This window comes from Parabacteroides sp. KHUB-02 (assembly GCF_056640955.1).
In genome coordinates this window covers 2667855-2687142 of sequence record NZ_JBWQEV010000001.1, presented here as the reverse complement: position 1 = coordinate 2687142, position 19288 = coordinate 2667855, and the positions used below count along the sequence as shown (strand labels likewise).

At 43.1% G+C, this 19288-nt stretch carries 14 protein-coding genes and 1 pseudogene; 10 read left to right on the top strand and 5 right to left on the bottom strand.

Annotated elements, in window-relative coordinates; translation table 11 throughout:
* Positions 1-8 precede the first annotated feature (8 nt).
* Positions 9-2243 (bottom strand): S9 family peptidase, encoded by a 2235-nt coding sequence (locus ACYIA1_RS11920; protein ID WP_347173279.1) that lies wholly within the window; start codon positions 2241-2243, stop codon positions 9-11.
* Positions 2244-2372: 129 nt separating this feature from the next.
* Here ACYIA1_RS11920 and ACYIA1_RS11915 point away from each other — a divergent pair.
* Together ACYIA1_RS11915 and ACYIA1_RS11910 are read left to right on the top strand one after the other, a co-directional pair.
* Positions 2373-2887, top strand: a pseudogene (locus ACYIA1_RS11915) (FKBP-type peptidyl-prolyl cis-trans isomerase).
* A gap of 365 nt (positions 2888-3252) precedes the next feature.
* On the top strand, positions 3253-5367 hold the full coding sequence (locus tag ACYIA1_RS11910) for an outer membrane beta-barrel family protein (RefSeq protein ID WP_480335370.1): 2115 nt from the start codon (positions 3253-3255) through the stop codon (positions 5365-5367).
* A gap of 5 nt (positions 5368-5372) precedes the next feature.
* On the opposite strand, the gene ACYIA1_RS11905 is transcribed toward ACYIA1_RS11910, so the two are convergent.
* Both ACYIA1_RS11905 and ACYIA1_RS11900 read right to left on the bottom strand, forming a co-directional pair.
* Positions 5373-5960, bottom strand: coding sequence for a hypothetical protein (locus tag ACYIA1_RS11905; RefSeq protein ID WP_048927535.1), 588 nt, complete (start codon positions 5958-5960; stop codon positions 5373-5375).
* Positions 5961-6108: 148 nt separating this feature from the next.
* Positions 6109-8787 (bottom strand): calcium-translocating P-type ATPase, PMCA-type, encoded by a 2679-nt coding sequence (locus ACYIA1_RS11900; protein ID WP_005867270.1) that lies wholly within the window; start codon positions 8785-8787, stop codon positions 6109-6111.
* Positions 8788-8909: 122 nt separating this feature from the next.
* Between ACYIA1_RS11900 and ACYIA1_RS11895 the strand changes: the two genes are divergently transcribed.
* From ACYIA1_RS11895 to ACYIA1_RS11885, 3 genes are all read left to right on the top strand, one after another.
* Positions 8910-9245 carry a DUF6565 domain-containing protein gene (locus ACYIA1_RS11895; protein WP_005867274.1) on the top strand — a complete coding sequence of 112 codons (336 nt, stop codon included), beginning with the start codon at positions 8910-8912 and terminating at the stop codon, positions 9243-9245.
* 19 nt (positions 9246-9264) lie between these two features.
* Positions 9265-10239 (top strand): alpha/beta hydrolase family protein, encoded by a 975-nt coding sequence (locus ACYIA1_RS11890; protein ID WP_005867275.1) that lies wholly within the window; start codon positions 9265-9267, stop codon positions 10237-10239.
* 114 nt (positions 10240-10353) lie between these two features.
* The gene (locus ACYIA1_RS11885) at positions 10354-10848 is read left to right on the top strand and encodes a DUF4251 domain-containing protein (RefSeq protein ID WP_005854264.1); all 495 of its coding nucleotides are present in this window, start codon (positions 10354-10356) and stop codon (positions 10846-10848) included.
* Here ACYIA1_RS11885 and mnmL read toward each other — a convergent pair.
* Positions 10834-11760 (bottom strand): tRNA modification radical SAM protein MnmL/YtqA, encoded by a 927-nt coding sequence (mnmL, locus tag ACYIA1_RS11880; protein WP_005867278.1) that lies wholly within the window; start codon positions 11758-11760, stop codon positions 10834-10836. The genes ACYIA1_RS11885 and mnmL overlap by 15 nt on opposite strands.
* A gap of 321 nt (positions 11761-12081) precedes the next feature.
* Between mnmL and ACYIA1_RS11875 the strand changes: the two genes are divergently transcribed.
* The 5 genes from ACYIA1_RS11875 to ACYIA1_RS11855 all read left to right on the top strand — a co-directional run bounded on the left by ACYIA1_RS11875 (position 12082) and on the right by ACYIA1_RS11855 (position 18749).
* Positions 12082-12414, top strand: coding sequence for an LptM family lipoprotein (locus ACYIA1_RS11875; protein ID WP_005867279.1), 333 nt, complete (start codon positions 12082-12084; stop codon positions 12412-12414).
* A 12-nt stretch (positions 12415-12426) separates the two neighbouring features.
* The gene (locus tag ACYIA1_RS11870; RefSeq protein ID WP_008778701.1) at positions 12427-14169 is read left to right on the top strand and encodes a T9SS type A sorting domain-containing protein; all 1743 of its coding nucleotides are present in this window, start codon (positions 12427-12429) and stop codon (positions 14167-14169) included.
* Between the two features lie 375 nt (positions 14170-14544).
* Complete coding sequence (locus ACYIA1_RS11865) at positions 14545-16719, top strand: S9 family peptidase (protein WP_048927537.1); 2175 nt, start codon at positions 14545-14547, stop codon at positions 16717-16719.
* Positions 16720-16722: 3 nt separating this feature from the next.
* Entirely contained in the window at positions 16723-17568 is an 846-nt protein-coding gene (lipA, locus tag ACYIA1_RS11860; protein WP_005864229.1) for a lipoyl synthase, read from the top strand.
* Between the two features lie 62 nt (positions 17569-17630).
* On the top strand, positions 17631-18749 hold the full coding sequence (locus ACYIA1_RS11855) for a hypothetical protein (protein ID WP_005864231.1): 1119 nt from the start codon (positions 17631-17633) through the stop codon (positions 18747-18749).
* Positions 18750-18754: 5 nt separating this feature from the next.
* Here the strand turns inward: ACYIA1_RS11855 and ACYIA1_RS11850 are convergent, their stop codons facing one another.
* On the bottom strand, positions 18755-19255 hold the full coding sequence (locus ACYIA1_RS11850; RefSeq protein ID WP_048927538.1) for a metallophosphoesterase family protein: 501 nt from the start codon (positions 19253-19255) through the stop codon (positions 18755-18757).
* Positions 19256-19288: the final 33 nt, after the last annotated feature.

Sequence of the window (19288 nt, the reverse complement as noted above, 5' to 3'; positions counted from 1 at the left end):
TGGATTAACTATTTACCACCGGCCGGAAGATGCTCCAGCCAGTATTTAGCCATTGTCTTACGTAGGTGAAGAGTCGTTCCTTCCCTTTCGTTGATGCTATGGCTACGCATCGGGTAACTGATTTGCGTAAACATCTTTCCGTTCTTGATCAACTTGTTCACCAGCATCTCGCAATTTTGGTAATGCACGTTATCATCTCCCGTACCATGAATAAGCAGCAGATTACCTTCCAGTCCCTCGGCATAGGTAATCGGGGAACCTTTGCGGTAGCCTTCCGGATTGTTCTGCGGAGTATTCATGTAACGTTCTTGGTAGATCGTGTCGTATAGGCGCTGGTCAGCGACAAAAGCGATCGCTATACCGGTATGGAATACTTTCGGATAACGGAACATGCAGTTCAAGGTTTGACTGCCGCCGCCGCTCCATCCGGTAATGCCGATCCGGCTGGCATCGATAAACGGATATTGACGGGCCATATCTAAAATACCTCTGCTTTGATCCTCGGAGGAGAAAGTGCCCACTTCCCCGTAAATACATTTACGCCATTCACGCCCACGAGGAGTATTCGCGCCCCGGTTCTCTATACTCACCACGATATAGCCTTGGTTTGCCATATATTGTTGCCATAAATCTCCGTTACCCCATACATCTTGTACGGTGGCGCTCGCCGGCTCGCCGTATACCTCTATGATAACCGGGTATTTCTTGGATGCGTCGAAATCGACAGGTTTTATCATCCATGCGTCCAAGGTTAGATTGCCGGACTTGACCTTGATAAATTCTTTCGGGTTTAATCCTAAGGCGGCGTATTGATCCTTGGCTTGGGCATTATCCTCAAGCATGCGTACGGATTGATGTTTCGGGAAAGAAACCATGTCGATAACGGATGGGGTAGAGGCGTTACTATACGTATGTATAGCCCATTTGCCGGTGGGTGACATGTTGTAGCGGTGCTGTCCGGATTGTTCCATGGGGCTTACACGCTCCACTTCTCCATTGCCGAATGCTTTAGCCCGGTACAAGTAGCGTTGGGTGAAATTGTCCGGGGAGGCTATGAAATAGACCCAGCCCTTTTGTAGATCGGTCCCGACCGGCGAGATATAATCAAAATCACCTTTGGTGATGGGTTGTATCTCTTTTCCGTCACGGCTTATCCGGTATAAATGCCGCCAGCCACTACGCTCGCTTTCCCATGTGAAATAGTGGTTGTCCTTTAACCATTGTATGTTATCATTCGTGTCCAGCCATGCGGCATCCGTATCGGTGAAGATATTATTCAGCGAGTTATCGGATATCTTGGCGATCCATACCTTATTTGTATTCTGCGGGCGGTTTAGTTGCTGTATGAACAACTCGTCGCTTTCGGGGATGAATTCCATACGGGGCAGGTAGTTGTTCCGGGGATCTCCGGGTATGGCGATCCAAGTGGTGTTCCCGCCGGTAGAGGAAACGTAGCCTACTTTTACGGCTGAATTGGTGGTTCCTGCCTTGGGGTATGGGAAATGAATTACCTTTGCGTAGATGGAGTCTACATTATTAATAATGTCGAACACTCCCGTTCCTTTCGTATCGCTTTGCCAATAGGCGATATGCTTTCCGTCCGGGCTCCAGCGGAAACCATCCCGGCAACTGAACTCCTCCTCATATACCCAATCGAAGGTTCCGTTGACAATCGTATCGCTTCCGTCTTTTGTTAGCTGCGTGATTTTCCCGGAGTCTATATCTTCTACATATATATTATTGTTGGAAACGTAGGCTACACGTGTGCCATCCGGAGAGAATTTAGCGAACATCATGGAGGATTCCGGCATTCCTTTTCCCAATTGACGTAAAGCGCCGTCCTTTAGGTTTAATACCCAATAGTCACCCCGTGTATCATAACGCCATACCCGTTGGGTATTGTTATAAATCAAGACTTTCTCATTATCCGCACTCCAAGAGATGCTACGTACGGGGATAGGCTTTCCGGTAGATTTGTCCGTCAATAGGGATGAGGGGATAATGACTTCACGGGAGTTATCTTTCGCTCGATAGGCGACGATATCCGTGCCTCCGGTTTGCTTATTATTTTCCAAGCAGCTATAACGTTCACCGTCTTTTAGCCAAGTCATGCTTCCGATGCCTTTTGTTTGTATGATGTTACCGGCAACTATATCCTCAAGATTCAACGCTTTTTGTGCCATGCTTATACCTCCCGACAGAAGGCTGATCGTGGCGATCGCTATTAATTTGTTTAGTTTCATGTTGTATTAGTTGGTTACTACTATATTTATGCAAAGAACGGAAAGTTAGTTGATATAACAAAATGGATTTGTATATTCGCGCCTCGGAAATCAAGAATAATCATAGTTTAATTTTATATAGAAATCGGAATGAAAGCACTTTCAATGTATGTATGGTCACTTGTAGTGATCATGATGATGGGATTTACTTCTTGTGGGGATGATGATGAGCTTCAATTCTCGGAAGAGCAATTGGCTTATATCAACAAAAACAAGGAATACATCTGGGAGAAGAAAGCGGAGAAAGACGAGAACGGTGAATTGAAATATAAGCAAGTTGTTATAGGAGGTGATACTGCCTTATATCGGATCATTCAGAAGAAAATGAGTGGACAACGACACCTTCCGCAACCTCAGTGGTTTATTTGCTTGATCTGGAAGGAAAATATATTGACGGGAAAGTCTTTCAAAAGAAACTGGATAGATCAAGTTTTTCTATGAACGGCATTATCCCGGGCTTAAGCGGTGTCTTATTGAATATCCATCTGGATGAGACCGTGGAGGCGATTATCCCGGCTTCGCTAGGTTATGGATATGGAGATTATAGCGGTATCCCCGGAGGTTCTACTTTAATCTTTACTTTTACCTTGGATAAGGTAGAATGAATAATACCTTGATGGATAAGCCTATCTTCTATATCCGTCTCCGCTGAATGTTCGTTCGCCGCCGCTGAATGTATATTCGTCGCCGCCGAACGAACATTCAGCGGCGGCGAATAAAGAAGATATCGGGTTGCGGGAGGTTTTATATAGTACTGGGAGAACTTTTTATTCGGTTTGATCTGACTTTTATCTTTATAAGATTTGGCACGGTTGCTTAATTCAGCCAACGGGTTAATAGTATAAATAGGTGTGGTGTAATTTCTTTATTTTGAATATGTATACGATTTGTTCGTAAATATTCGATAGTTTCGTTGATTATCTCCTTTTTTCTTTTTAATTTGGCGGATTATAAACATAATCTTGATATTATGAAGACTGCCATTGTTCCTTTCTTGTTGCTTCTGAATGTTCTTGTCGCTGTAAATGCACAGACTAAGGATTCTGTTATCTTGGTGAAAGATAGTATTACGGTAAAATTGCCGGATGTCTACGTTACTTCCGAGCGTCCTTTGGTTACGGTTACGGACGATGCCTTATCTTTCGACGTGCCTAACTTGATCATGGCCAAACCGGTGAATACTGCATTTGATATTTTAGGAGAGATTCCCGGATTGGTGAAAGAAGGGGACAACGTTAGTATTATCGGCGTCCCTACTACGAACATTATTATTAACGGACGTAGAAGCTCAATGTCATTGTCCCAGATTGTAGAGCTTCTGAAATCTACCTCGGCCAGCAAAGTAAAGAGTATAGAGCTTTTGTATAGCTCTCCTCCAAAATATGGCGTAAAAGGAGGTAGTATAAATATCATTATGGAGAAGAAAGTGAATGAGGATTTAAGTGCCGATATCTCTTTGACCGGAAAGCAAGCTTTCTACTTCTCGCCAACCGGATTAGTGAATTTATCCTACTCCAAAAAGAAATATAGTCTGGATCTATCTTATTCCGCTAATTATAACCATTCCCGTTCAACCGAGGATATGAACGCCTATCCCATCGTGAAGGATCGTCCTTATGAGATCCTGCAAGAAAATATGGCGGTAGGTCGTTCCATGAACCATACGATTGGGGCAAGTGCCAGTTGGTTTATGGATAAGGGGCGTGAGGTGGATATTTCTTATTATGCCAAGATAACGGATTCTAATTCTAAACGATATTCGAACACTCTATTTGTGGGTATTGAGAATGCGGAAAGTAATAATAAGTTATCGGGCCCGAAGAATCTTCAAAATGTACGGTTGAATTATGCACATTCCAAGAACTTGAACGCAGGGGTGGATTATACCTATTATAAGGATCGCAGGGATCAATATATGATCTCGGATTATCCCGATACGAAACAAGAGGTGGAGGCTACCTCCCGGCAAAATATCCATTTGGCGAATGTATTCGTTAACTACGAACGGGTATTTGGAAAAGGATGGAAAATTAACGCGGGCACGAATGTGCAGTTATCCTTTACGGATAATAGCTCCTTTACCTACCAAGATAAACAGGAGGATCTGTCAGCTACGTTTGCCCAAAAAGAAAAAGAGTATACGGCGGGATTGTATGCCGGTTTCTCTAAGCGTTTTGGCAAGAAACTGGTGTTGAGCGCTTCTCTTTCGGCGGAGTATAATAAGGCGGTGATTGATTCGGTGGGCCGGAAATGGACTTTATGGTCTGGGGTAAATCTCTATCCACAATTGAACTTGAGTTATACGATCGATCCATCGAATATGCTTCAAGTCAATTTCTCCAGCGATAAGAAGTATCCGGCGTATTGGGCCATGAGCTCGAATGTTTCTTATTTGAATGTGTATAGTCAGGTACGGGGAAATCCTTATTTGGAACCGGAACGTATTTATATGGCTAGGGCTAATTATATCTTGAAAAAGAAATATGTTTTTGGACTATTCGCCAATCATCATGTGAATTATATTCGCCAATTGTATTATCAAGATACGAAAGCGTTGAGAGCCTATTACCAATCGGTTAATTTCGATAAGCATAATACTTTCGGGGCGATGGCGGTAATCCCGTTTCGGATCGGTGGGGTGGTTAGCTCACGGTTCGTGGCATCGGGCTTCTTGATTCAAGATGAGGGAGTGTTTATCGATATTTCGTTTGATCGGAAAAAGTTGTTCGGGCAGTTGATGTTGTTCAATACGTTTACTTTATCAAGGAAAAAGAACTTATCGTTAGAAGTTAACGCTCGCTATAGTGCGCCTTCGGTACAAGGTATCTATGATGTGGATGGTAATTATAATGTATCGGCGGGTCTTGTCTGGAATCCGATACCGAAAAAGTTAAGTGTAATGCTGCGAGGTGAGGATTTGTTAAAGGGCTTACGTGCGAAAACGCATATTGATTATCCCAGCCAGAAGAGTGATATGACGATCTATTCGGATACTCGTTCTGTATCGCTCACCTTAAAATATACATTGGGCAAGATGAACCGGAAGAATAAGAAAGAGATCGATTCTTCACGGTTTGGCCAATAATGTTCTTATGGAATCCATTCGATAACGCCTGTGACTGGATGTTGTTTTTTCCAGTCCTCTAATTCCGCATATGTACGCACGCCGTCTTGAATGACTGCTTGGTAATATTCCACGCCCATGATTTTCACTGTATCCGGTGTCTCATATTTCAGTTTTAAGATGGCCTGCCGGGTCTCGTCAGTCAGTACGGCGGTTATACGTTCGGCCATTTTCTCGAAATAACCGTCATAACGGGAACCTTTTACGATATGGATCATATCAATTTGCCAGAGTTCGTTATCCGGATCTTGGAACCATGCGTGCCACTCTACGCATTGTTCTTCCGTATCGAGCGAGTTTCCGTATTCGATTCGTTTAATGAGCGGGTTCTCCGCTAGTCGGGCCATCGCTTGGAAGCTGTCGGATATACGGAAGGGAGAGGTGTAAATATGGAAGTCGATATCCTTATGTTTCATGAGTAGTCCCATATTTAAGGAGCCTACTAAGTTTATTTCCGCCCCGACAGATTTCCAGATATTTATAATGTCGGTTTGCCGGATCACTTCCCAAGCTCTTTCTTGGTTTCTTTTCGCTAATTCTAATAGATGTTCCATGATTTAAATAATTTGAGATGCGAAGTTAAAAAACGAAATGGAATAAGGAAATAGCTATTTATAGCTAGGTTGATATATCATATAGGTGTACTATTTTCAGTTGTAGAGACGGAGCGTGTCCCGTCTCTACAAGTTGTACAATATATATTTATCTTTTGAATAACCTGAATAACTCACCGATCCATAAAACCAGAGAGGAAGATCCGATAATGATCGCCCAATCTTTCAAGGACAAAGGTATTACGCTGAACATCTCGCCTCCAAAAGTGACGATCAAGTATTGACCAATCAAAATCAGTAAAGCGACCAGCAAGAAACTTTTACTATCCTTTAAATTGGCAAAAGCGGAACGTCCTTCCATAAATGCCTTTGCGTTAAACATATTCCAGAACTGTAGCATCACGAAGAAGCTGAAGAACCACGATAAATCATGCGGCGTTAAACCGTCTTGCGCATGGAAATAGAACAACAAGCCCATCAAGATTACGACAAAAGCGAATCCGACGCCGAAAATATTATAGGCCATCGGGCGGGTGATAATGAAATCTCCATCCTTACCGCTCCGGCGAGGTTTATCTTTCATCACTCGCTCATTCGGTGGGAGAGAGGCCAACGCCCCGGCAGCGAATGTATCCATGATCAAGTTTACCCATAACATCTGCGTGATAGTCAAAGGAGATTCCGTACCTAATAAAGAACCCAATAGCACGATCAAACAAGCGGCTACATTGATGGTCAATTGGAATAACAAGAATTTCTGGATATTCCGGTACAAGGAACGTCCCCACATCACCGCACGGGTAATGCTACTGAACGAGTTGTCGATAATCGTAATGTCGCTGGCTTCCTTGGCAACTGAAGTACCGTCACCCATGGAGAGGCCTACTTGTGCCGCTTTCAAGGCGGGGGCATCGTTTGTCCCGTCGCCGGTAACCGCTACCACGGCGCCTTTCTGCTGTAATAATTGTACCAAACGCTGTTTGTCCGTAGGACGGGCACGGCACATGATCTTCAAGTCTAAGACACGATCCAAGGCCTCTTGGTCGCTAAGCGTCTCGAATGCGGGACCCGTGATAATGTTCCGGTCGGTATCATTCGCTTTCCACGTACCGATCTGTCGTCCGATTTCTTTAGCCGTACCCGGTGTATCTCCGGTGACGATCTTCACGTCGATACCTGCGTCCAAGCAACTTTGAACAGCGGGGGGCACATCCGCACGTACCGGATCGGAGATAGCGACGATACCTAGGTACGTTAAATCCGTATCATGTAAACGACCCTCAACGAAGAAGGTCTCATCCATTCCATCCTCGATTATCTGGTAAGCGAAGCCAAGCGTACGCATCGCTTGGTTCTGGTAATCCAATAATTGTTTTTCGATGCCGGCTTTACATTCCGCCACCGGTTTGTAAGTTCCGTCTATCGCCACCCGGTTACTGTTGGCCAGTACGATTTCGGGAGCACCTTTCACGTAAAGTACCTTCTTGCCGAGTAACGGTGATTGTACGATTGTAGCCATATATTTCCGTTCCGTAGAGAAGGTCAATTGATCTAGGATCGTAGCGTTCTCTCTTAATTCCAGATAATTTTGGTGTTGTCCGTTCAACCAGAGTAAAAGGGCGGCCTCCGTCGGGTTTCCAAGGGTTTTTACCTTTTCTTCCGAGAAATCGAGGAATGCCGTGGAGTTCGTGGAGATACCTTCTTTGATCAGGTTACTTAACTCATCCTCCCCAAGCTTTTGGTCTTTCAGGTTGTAGAAATTCGTTTGGTAGACTTGCATTTGGTTCTGCGTCAACGTTCCGGTCTTGTCCGTACAAATTACGGTAGTCGCTCCCATGGTCTCACAGGCGTGCATTTTGCGGACAAGATTATTCGTCTTCAACATACGGTTCATGCTGAGGGCCAAACTTAACGTGACACTCATCGGTAATCCTTCCGGAACGGATACCACGATCAACGTAACCGCTACCATAAAGTAGTTGAGGATATGGGCGATGATGTCCATCGCCGGCATCCCGGGGAAACTATCTGATAAAAGGAATTTTACGGTCAAGGCGATGAACGTCACTCCGGCGATCGTGTATCCGGCTTTACTGATCACGCTAGCCAAGCCTTTCAACTGTATTTGTAAAGGAGTCTCTACATCGCTCTCGATTTGCGAGCCTTCGTAGACCTTACCGTATCCGGTAGCGTCACCCACCTTTTCTACTTGCATTACGCCATGTCCGTCCACGACCGTCGTTCCTCGCATGACTACATTGGACGGATAAGTCGCTTCCGTATCGAAATCCGCCTCGTTTGTTGTCTTGCTGATAATCGGTTCACCGGTTAGTGTGGATTCGTTGATCTGTAGGGAGATGGCTTCAAGCAAATGTCCATCTGCGGGAATTTCCTCACCTGTCTCCAAAACAACGATATCGCCTACGACGACCTCTTTTTTCGGTATTTGGCAGATATTCCCGTCACGGATTACCTTCACTAAAATATCATCATTGACTGTATTCAAGATATCGAATGCCTTGTTCGCTTTCACCTCGAAGAAAAAGCCCACGCAACTGGCAAGCATGATTGCGAAGAAAATGCCGATCGGCTCCAAGAAGGCCGTAAAACCTTTCGCCTCAGGTCCCCAGCAATGTACGCCAGCGATTATCATGGACAAGAGCCATGCCACTAATAATATACGAATAATAGGATCTTCGAATTTCTCCAAGAATTGGCTCCATAACGAAGCTTTCTTGGGCGGGGTAAGTACATTCTCGCCGTGAAGGCGCCTGCTCTCTTCTACTTCTTGTTTGGTTAATCCTCGGTACTGATGTTTTTTCTCCATAAATTTATTAATCTGATTAAGAAAATAGGATAGCAAATTACGTAAAGTTATATGACATATACAAGGGTTTAACCTTTTTGCATATATTTGTGTTGTATAACAAATTAATTTTTAATTAAAAGATGAAGAAAGTACTATTCATGTTATTGGTTATGTTCGCTTTGAGCGCCTGCCAATCAAAGGATTCATATGTGAAGGAGTTTAGTGATTTTGTAGATAAGGTGGAAATGGAGGCCGCTGATTATACCGATAAGGACTGGAAGAAGGCGGATCTGAAATTCTCGGATCTATCCACGGATATTTACGCCAAGTTCGAGGAAGAGTTAAACGCTGATGAGAAAGCGGAGATCATTAAATTGCAAGCGACATACGCCGGATTGAAAATGAAAGCGGGCGTGAAAGACGCTGCCAAAAAAGTGGATAAGTTCTTGGATGGTTTGAAGGAAGGAACAAAATAACCTCTAATACGAAAATAAGATGAACAGAAATTGGGTGTATTCGCTATTTGCTTTATGGATCGTCTGTTCGTTCGCCTGTATGCAGCCTAAACCTGTGGCGAATGTGGAAGTTCAAAAAGAGAATTTCGTATTCTCTATAAAAGGGACAGATACATTGTCCTTGGACAAGTATGAGTTGACTTCTATGTCGCCCGCCTCAAAAAAGCCTGTGATGATTTTTGCTTTTGGCGGTGGGTTTAAAGGGGGAGATAAGGCGGATAAAGGATATATTCCCTATTTCGAGTTCCTCGCCCGAAACGGATTTGTGGTCGTTTCTACGGATTATCGTACCACCTTGAAGAATCTGGATCCTTCTAAAGTCTCTTCTCCAATGGACTTTATCGCAGCCTTGCAGCATGCGATCGATACGGCGGTAGAGGATTTTTATGATGCTACCGGTTTCGTGATCAACCAAAGCTCGGATTGGAACATCGATGTGGAGCAGATCGTAGCGAGCGGTTCGAGTGCCGGGGCGATTACGGTATTGCAGGCAGAGTATGATTTATGTAACGGACATGAGTTGGCGAAAAGGCTACCGGCTGGTTTCAACTATGCCGGTGTGATCTCATATGCCGGTGCGGTCTCTGGTGTGCTTCCTCCACATTGGGAAAAGATGCCTTGTCCGATTATGCTATTCCATGGCGATGCGGATAAAACCGTTCCTTTTGAACAAGCCGCTATGGAGAACCTCGGCGGTTTATGGGGATCATCCGCTGTAGCGAAAAGTCTGGAAAATCTTCAAGCTTCCTATTATTTTTATAAGGTAGAGAATGCGGGGCATGAGATCTCTGGGCTCCCTATGTCCCGGAACCAATACGATATCATGAGCTTCTTGAGCCGTCAAGTCTTAGGCGATGAGAATTTAGCGATCACGACAGACGAACGTGTGCCCGGTGATACGATCGTACGGAAAGATTTTACCGTACAGGATTATATCTTGGATAATTTGCGTTAATATGATAATGAAATATAAACAGCCTTAATTTGACCTTTTTAGATTAAACTATTCACCCGAAGGATTGTCTTTACTATATAGAGTGATTAATAGTGTGTTTAGTTTATTAAGGTTATGAGATTAACAAGGTTAGTTGGATTTTTAGGGATTGTCCTTTTTTGTGCGGGGCAATCCCTTTTTGCTCAAAGTAAGCAAGAGCGGAAGGAGCAAAAAGAGAGAGTGGTGAGGGAGATCGTGGATAGCGGTCGTATTAAGATCGATGTGGATCGTGCCGTACCGATGGCCGGGAGATCCGTCAATCTTACTTCCCCCTACTCATTGGAAATACATGGTGACTCGATCCTGTCTTATCTTCCTTACTTTGGACGTGCTTACTCTGCTCCTTATGGTGGTGGAGAGGGCTTGACGTTTAAAGAAGTGGCGACAGAGAAGGAGCAAACCTCTGAAAAGAAAGGTAGTTCCGAAATCAAGTTCCGTGTAAAGACCAAAGAGGATGTATACATGTTTCGGGTGGAAGTCTATCCGAATGGCTCGGTGACAATCAATGTGACACCCGTGAATAAACAGGCTATTACCTTTTATGGTGATGTTGCCTTAGACTTGAAATAGTCGTCCTTGCCATGTATCTCTTTCCTCGATCCGCTTATTTACCTTAGCGGTAAATTCGAAATTCTTTAAACCCCAATCCGGTGCGATCAGTAGCTCTTTGGGGGATTGTGATACGAACCTCTCTACTACGATAGAGGGGTTCAGTCGTTCTATGAAGTCAATCACTAATTCGATATATTCATCAGCCGTATATAAATGGAAATCAGAAGGATCTTCCTTGAACTCTTTCGCCATGCGGGTATTCTTGATTAGCTGCAATTGGTGCAGTTTAAGTGTCGTGATCGGGAGGCGTGATAAGACATCCGCATGGTGTAATATTTCATCCCTACTTTCTCCCGGTAGTCCGAGTATCAGGTGTGCCCCGGTGTAAATACCTTTTGCCGCCGTACGACGGATAGCGGATTCCGATTCTTCGTGGGTATGCCCTCTGTTTATGCGGACTAAGGTCTTATCAAGCGTACTTTCCAATCCATATTCAATCATGACGAATTTTCGCTGGGAAAGCTCTGCGAAATAATCCAATAAACCTTCCGGCATACAGTCCGGACGAGTGCCGACAATCAATCCTTCCACTCCGGGATAGGCAAGCGCTTCCTCATATTTGCGAATAAGAGAGTCTAATCGGTCGTATGTATTCGTGTAGGCTTGGAAGTAGGCCAGATACCGCATATCCGGATATTTGCGGGAAAAAAAACGTACGCCTTCCTCTAATTGCTCGGTAACGCTTTTCTCCGTATGGCAGTATTCCGGACTGAATGTTTGGTTATTACAATAAGTACAGCCGCCCCATCCTTTCGCCCCGTCTCGGTTCGGGCAGGTGAAGCCGGCGTTGATGGAGATCTTCTGTACTTTATGGTCAAAACGTTCCTGAAGGAACTTGCCGTATTCGTAATATCGTTTCGTCTTTTCCATAGGGCAAAGGTAAGAGAAGTCTTTTGAAAAACACGTACGTGTTTTCCAAAAAAGTCGTACATGTTTTTCTGAAAACACGTACGTGTTTTGACGAGAGCATAATCCTGTTTTTTTTGATGTTTTTTTTGTTGGTGTTTTACTATTTTAGTATATTTGTCTTGTTGATAAATTTAATGAGATAGATATACTGTATTTGACTTTGTTCCTTGTTGATCTATTTTAATGTTGTTGATTTTATTATTTTACAAAGCTACTAAAAACGCTTTAGAGTCATTATCGGGATAATTTATATATGTTGTACCATTTTTAAAGTGAAAGCCTATGAAAATGAAATTTTTGTTTAAGTTAGTTGCTTTAATGACAATCATTAGTGTTGTCGGTTGCAGCGATGATGTTGGTGTCGGTCCTAAGGGGAAACTCTATTTCTCCGATTCTAAATCATGGAAGGATAGTGGTACTCTTATTTATGAGAATTTTGATCCTTCTTATATTGTTCCATATTCGTATCATGTAAATGCGGACTCTATTAGTTTGTTTCCTATTCACAGTAGTAATACGAATGATCTGAAAACGTATCCGTTTGAGAAAGATCTTAATAAACTTATATTGTCTTTAGAAGATACGGATAAACATGCGGTTTACAAACCACAATAAAATAATGATACCATGAAAAAGTGTTTTTTATTTGTCGCTATCGCTTGCGTTCTTTCAGTTTTATCACAAGCGCAAGTTTATAATTTCCCTGTAAGACCGGGTACGGAAACATGGAGCAATTTAGTCACAGAAGAAGATCGTTTTTCTGCTATGCAGATCCCGGAAGACCAGTTGGTGAGTATGAGTACTCAAGACTTGGTCATCACTTGTATGAACTATCCTGCTTGGCTTTATTTTACTGCATTCAATAACCCACAGGACGGGATAGATATCAATATCCATAATTTTAACGGATTACAAGAATTGATGAAGCGAGCAGATGCACCAGTAGAGTTGTTATCTGTTTACAAGCAAATGGATGCAGCTAGGATGGCTCCTAAAAGCAACGCTATCAATCAAACTTCTTGGTCTCTCAAAAGGTCTTATTTTGAATTGTTATTAGCTCAAGATGCGATTATCAACAAAATGAGTGAAACTGATCGTATGGACTTGTTGGGAGAAGCCCGTAAGAAATTGTACCAAAAAATGGAAGATCCTGTAGAATATTCTACGTCGGATTATCAATCTTCTTTGATTCTTATGAATAAGATCTTGGGGCATCCCACTGTAAAATCAAACCAAGCATTAAATAGTGATCCTATTGACCTGTTGATTGCGGGTGGATCGATACAACCTTTTGCTGATAATGCGGTATATAGCAATACTACTATTTATACCCCAAAAGGCACTGCGGTTTCTGCGCTACAATTAACAAGTGGTGAGCTAAGTAGTTCTAAAAAAAATGAATATAAAAATGAATGGTTGAGTTATTATAATAACCGAATCGTATTCAAAGGAGAAGCAACTTGCGCTTACAATTGCCATGCCTATGCTTGGTATTGTTCTGAAGGGCATAGTTATGTTTGGATCAATACTCCAGGGGATGATGCGTTTTGGAATGATGGTAGCTTCGTGCAAACCACCAATACGTCAGGTAAATACTGTAAAGTATCTTTCCCAAATGATGATCATTCAGCTGTAACATCTTCTCGAAGCGGATATTTGATATCTAAATGGGGAAAATCACCGCTTTTTGAGCATTCAATAAACGACTGTCCCTATAATTCCTCGGGATTAAGATATTATAGTTATCCGGATCCTACGTATAATACAGTACCACCTAAACCATCTGTTGAAACTTTCAGAAAAGATAATGATCAATCATTTACTGCTGCTGTCTCTTGTGATTCTCGTTACAACGTCGATCAATATGAATGGAAGAGTGATTATCCGAGTGATTGGTCTGTTGTTGCTCAAAACTCAAGTAAATCCAGTGTAAAAGTATATCGTTCGAGCACTCCTCGTTCTTGCTATCTTTCTGCTCGTGCTCACAATAGTTATGGTTGGGGTGAATGGCAAGTAATAGGATGGCTTTATGTGTCAGGAACTTATAGCCTTTCTGTTTTACGGAATCCGGTAAGCTCTACATTGCAAGTACAGATTGCGCCAAATGCGGAAATGCAGACTTTGCAGGATGGAGCGTTTGCTATGGGGGCTACGGAGCAGCGACCCATATTGAGCATGTCTTCGACATATAGTATAGGATTGTATAGTAGTACGGGAACTTGTGTTTATCAAAACACGGTGAAAGGCCAAGGTGAAAGTGTTGTTAACTTGAATATCGATGTTTCTTCTTTGTTGAACGGTATTTATATTTTGCATGTAAAGACTGCGGATGAAAATGCGCAGACATTGAATGTCGTTGTAAAACATTAAGATAGAACTTTGTGATTTATGATTGTTTAAAAACTAATGGTTCATAATAACTATTATTTCATCGTTAGAATGGCGATAATAGACCGGTAAGGGCTGTTGTCGCTATTTTTTCAAGGTGGAGTCATTCTTTGTCTTGCGGAAATTAATGAGTGCCATAACTTATATAACCGGAAAACGCAGTACTTACTTGGCCAAGTAAGTATATATCCTTTGCCACTTGCAGTATATATTCTATGGGCAAGTAAGTACTGCCGTATTTTTCGGGCTATAAAAATGGCTGTCCTACATGTTGTACTGAGGAAATAGAGAATCTCTGTTAGTGGTATTGTTTTTTATGCTAACTTCGCGTCTCAAACAGAAATAATAAGAGTATAAATGAAACGATTAGGTTTTAGTTTATTGCTTTCGTTGGCCGTATTCGGAAGTGTGGCCGCACAAACCGGAAGCAAGCATGTTGACTTAAAAGAAATAACCGATGGGAAATTTCGTCAAGTGACGGCTATCGGAGAGGTGCGATCCCTGCCGGATGGAGAACACTACACAGCCATGAACGCCGATAAGAGTATGATCATTAAATATTCCTATCGTACGGGAAATCCTGTGGATACATTGTTTAATGCCCGTAAAGCTCGTGAATGTACCTTTACGGATTTTGATGGATATACAATCAGCAGTACCGGGCATCATATCTTGGTTTGGAGGGATACGGAGTCTATTTATCGTCGCTCTACTAAGGCGGTGGTTTATGATTATGACGTGCGTCGTAATTATGTGAAGCCTATTTCCGATGCCAAGGGTAAGCAAATGATCCCGACTTTCTCGCCGGATGGTCGTATGTGCGCTTATGTACGGGATAATAATATTTGGATACGTAAGTTTGATTTCGACACGGAGGTACAAGTCACCAAGGACGGTGAGTTGAATAAGATATTGAATGGCATCACGGATTGGGTGTATGAGGAAGAATTTGCGGTGACAAATCTAATGGCGTGGTCTCCCGATAGCGAGTATCTGGCCTTTGTCCGTTTTGACGAGTCCGAGGTGCCCGAATATTCTATGCAGATGTATGGTGAGGGACTTTATCCGGGGTATTACGAATATAAATATCCGAAGGCCGGGCAGAAGAATTCAAAGGTTTCCGTACATTCTTATAGCGTAGTCACCAAAGACACGAAGGAGATGAAGGTCCCGGTAGAAGGCGACTTCTATATTCCCCGCATTACTTTCACGCAGAATCCGGATCAGTTGGCTATCATGACATTGAACCGCCAGCAGAATGTATTCAATATGTATTATGCAAATCCGAAGAGCGGTGTGTTCCGTTTGATCTTGCGTGAGGAAAATAAATGCTACGTGGATTCTGATTGGTTGACTTCCATCCAGTTCTTGAACAATGGGTTTACCTATGTGAGTGAACAAGATGGCTATTCTCATATTTATTTGTATTCCCCGACAGGTGTTATGCAACGTCAGGTAACTCAAGGGAACTGGGATGTCACGAAGTTCTTGGGCGTGGATGAGAATACGAAGACTTTCTATTACGAGTCTGCCGAAGAAAGCCCGATCCGCCGTTCTATCTATAAGATCGACGCTAAAGGCGTGAAGACAAAACTCTCTACGGAAGAGGGTATGAATAAGGCGGTCTTTAGTGACAATTTCGCTTATTTCGTGAATACCTATTCCAATGCGAATACCCCGGCGAAGATTACGGTGAATGAGACGAAGACCAAAAAGGAACTACGTGTTCTGCAAGATAACGCCGCGTTGAAGAGTAAGCTGAAGGAATATGTTTTTGCTAAGAAGGAATTTATGAAGGTACATACGGCTTCGGATTATGAGTTCAACGCTTGGATCGTAAAACCCGCTGATTTTGACCCGTCGAAGAAATATCCGGTGATGATGACGCAATATAGTGGTCCTAACTCCCAGCAAGTATTGGATCAATACGGTTTCGATTGGGAGCAATATCTGGCCTCAAATGGTATTATCGTGGTATGTGTGGATGGTCGTGGAACCGGTGCCCGTGGTGAGGCATTCCGTAAATGTACTTATTTGAGAATGGGCGAGCTGGAATCCAGAGACCAAGTGGAGGCTGCGCAAGCGTTGGGCAAGTTACCTTATATCGATAAGGATCGTATCGCGATCTGGGGTTGGAGTTTCGGAGGTTATAACACGTTGATGGCCTTGAGTACCGGAAACGGAACGTTTAAGGTGGGTATCGCCGTGGCTCCTCCGACGGACTGGAAATATTATGACTCCGTTTATACGGAGCGTTTCATGCGTACCCCGCAAGAGAATTTCGAGGGCTATGCGGCTACCTCTCCGTTACGCCGGGTGAAAGACTTGCAAGGCAAGTTATTGCTGGTTCATGGAACCGCCGATGATAATGTTCATTTTATGCAAACAATGGAATATGCCGAGGCTTTGGTTCAAGCGGGTAAGCAGTTCGATATGCATGTTTATAAAGATCGGAATCATAGCATATACGGTGGTAATACCCGTTACCATTTGTATACGAAGATGGCTAATTATTTATTCAATAATTTGTAAGACATGGCGCAGCATTTAAGAAAGCCGGATTGGTTGAAGATCCGGCTTGGCGGAAATGAGCAATTCACGAAGACAAAAAGTATTGTTGAATCTCATTGCCTTCACACAATATGCACAAGTGGTAAATGCCCGAATATGGGTGAATGTTGGAGCCGGGGAACAGCTACATTCATGATCGGTGGTGAGATCTGTACTCGCTCTTGTCGTTTTTGTAATACGCTAACGGGTAAACCTCTTCCGTTGGACCCGAAAGAGCCTGCGAATGTAGCGGAGAGCATCCGTTTAATGAATCTCAAGCATGCGGTGATCACGTCCGTTGATCGTGATGACTTACCAGACTTAGGCGCTTCTCATTGGGTAAATACGATCCGTACGATCAAAGAGGTGAATCCTCAAACGACTGTGGAAGTCTTAATCCCGGATTTTCAAGGACGATTGGATCTGGTTGATCAGGTCGTGGATGCGGCGCCTGAGATTATCTCCCATAATATGGAGACTGTACGCCGTATCAGTCCGCAAGTGCGTAGCGCCGCAAAGTATGACGTGAGCTTATCCGTTTTACGACGAATCGCTGAGCGGGGTGTGGTAGCCAAGACTGGTATCATGGTCGGACTGGGCGAGACCGAGGATGAGGTGCTTGAATTAATGGATGATGTTTTGCTGGCGGGTGTTTCTGTTTTAACAATCGGGCAGTATTTACAGCCCTCTCGCAAGAATATTCCCGTCTCTGAATATGTGACTCCTGAATGCTTTGAATATTATAGACAACAAGCCGTTGGCAAAGGTTTTAAGAAAGTAGAGAGCGCTCCGCTGGTACGCTCGTCGTACCATGCGGAAAAGCATATATGATTCATGAACTTTTGACAATCTTTGTTGTTATTAATATAAAAGTGGACTAAAGGGGGGAAGGAATGAACAGAGTAAAGAAAGGTCTAGATAATCAGGCGATAGGTTTATTGCCATTGTTGTTATTCATGTTTTTGGATAACTATTTTTCTTATTTATTATCTTTTATAATTGGGGTTACTTTCTGTTTTGTTTGTATTTTTTTGTTTCAGGTGTTGAGCAAGGATAAGGTATACCAATTTATGCTTCTGCCATCGGCGGGCACATTGGTCTTATATTCCGTATTTCTTTGTCTCAAGCTTGAACCAGTGTTGTTTATATACTCTCCTCTTATCACGGAAGTATTACTGGTCGTGGCGTTAGCGATCGTGGGGTTCACGAGGAGAACGGTCATACAACGTATACGCGATTCGAAACGTCCTTCTTTTAAACGTACTTTGCTTCGTACTACCTTGAACGAATTTTATTTCCTCGCTCAGTTGGTACAGAACCTGTACACGTTGCATCTTTTCATCATCTTGTTATATAGTATCTTGCCGGAAACGATGCAGAATATGCGTACCGAACGTTTTTTATACCGGGAGTTGGGATTGGTAATCGGTGTTTTGGTCATTGTTTATGAGCAAATACGTTTGTCCTTGATGCAAGGTAGCTTGAAAAAGGAAATGTGGCTTCCCGTATTGAATGACAATGGGAAGGTGATCGGTTGTATCGCACGTTCGGTCAGCCGCTCTTTACCGAAGAAATACTATCATCCGATCGTGCGTATCGCCGTTGTTTATAATGGTATGTTATATCTGGTGAGACGAAGTAAGGATGAGTTTGTCTCTCCGGATACGATGGATTATCCGTTCCATAATTACGTGCTCTTCCGACATAGTATAGATAGCACGGTCAAAGAGACTCTCGGAAGTTTGGCGCAAGATAAATCAATTGCTCCACGTTTCCTGATCCGTTATACATTTGAGAACGAGAAGGTGAAACATTTGGTATCTCTCTATGTTATTTGTTTACGTACGGAAGAGCAATTAAATCAATGTAAGCGCCGTAGCGGAAAGCTTTGGACAGCGAAACAAATCGAGGAGAACTTGAGCTCCGGGGTGTTTAGCGAATATTTTGAGAAAGAGTTCGCTTATTTGCAAAATACGATTCTTTTCGCCGAGAGTTTCTGTTGCGGTAACTAATCATCTTATAATGCCCGATTCCCTAGCTCTATAATTTCCAAATCTTTGATATCCTTTCCCGCAATAACGAAACGTAATAAGGTACGTACTTGATGAAAGCCACTTTTTCCAGCCGCTCCCGGATTCATATGCAGACACTTCAAGCTTCGATCGAATACTACTTTCAGGATATGCGAATGTCCGGAGATGAATAGATTTGGCCGTGTATCGTATAACTCTTTGCGGATCTCGGGATTGTAGCGGCCCGGATAACCTCCGATATGAGTCATCATAACGTTCACGTCTTCTACCTTGAAATGAGCTACTTTAGGATATTGCAGGCGAATGGCTTGTCCGTCTATATTTCCGTATACGGCCCTGAAAGGTTTCAATGCCTCGAATTTCGCGGCCAAAAGATCGGAGCCTATATCGCCCGCATGCCAGATTTCATCGCAATCTTTAAAATATTCGGCGTACTTATCATCCCAGTACGCATGGGTGTCTGAAAGCAATCCAACTTTAATCATAACAATTTCTTTTATTGCTCGAAAGTATCTATA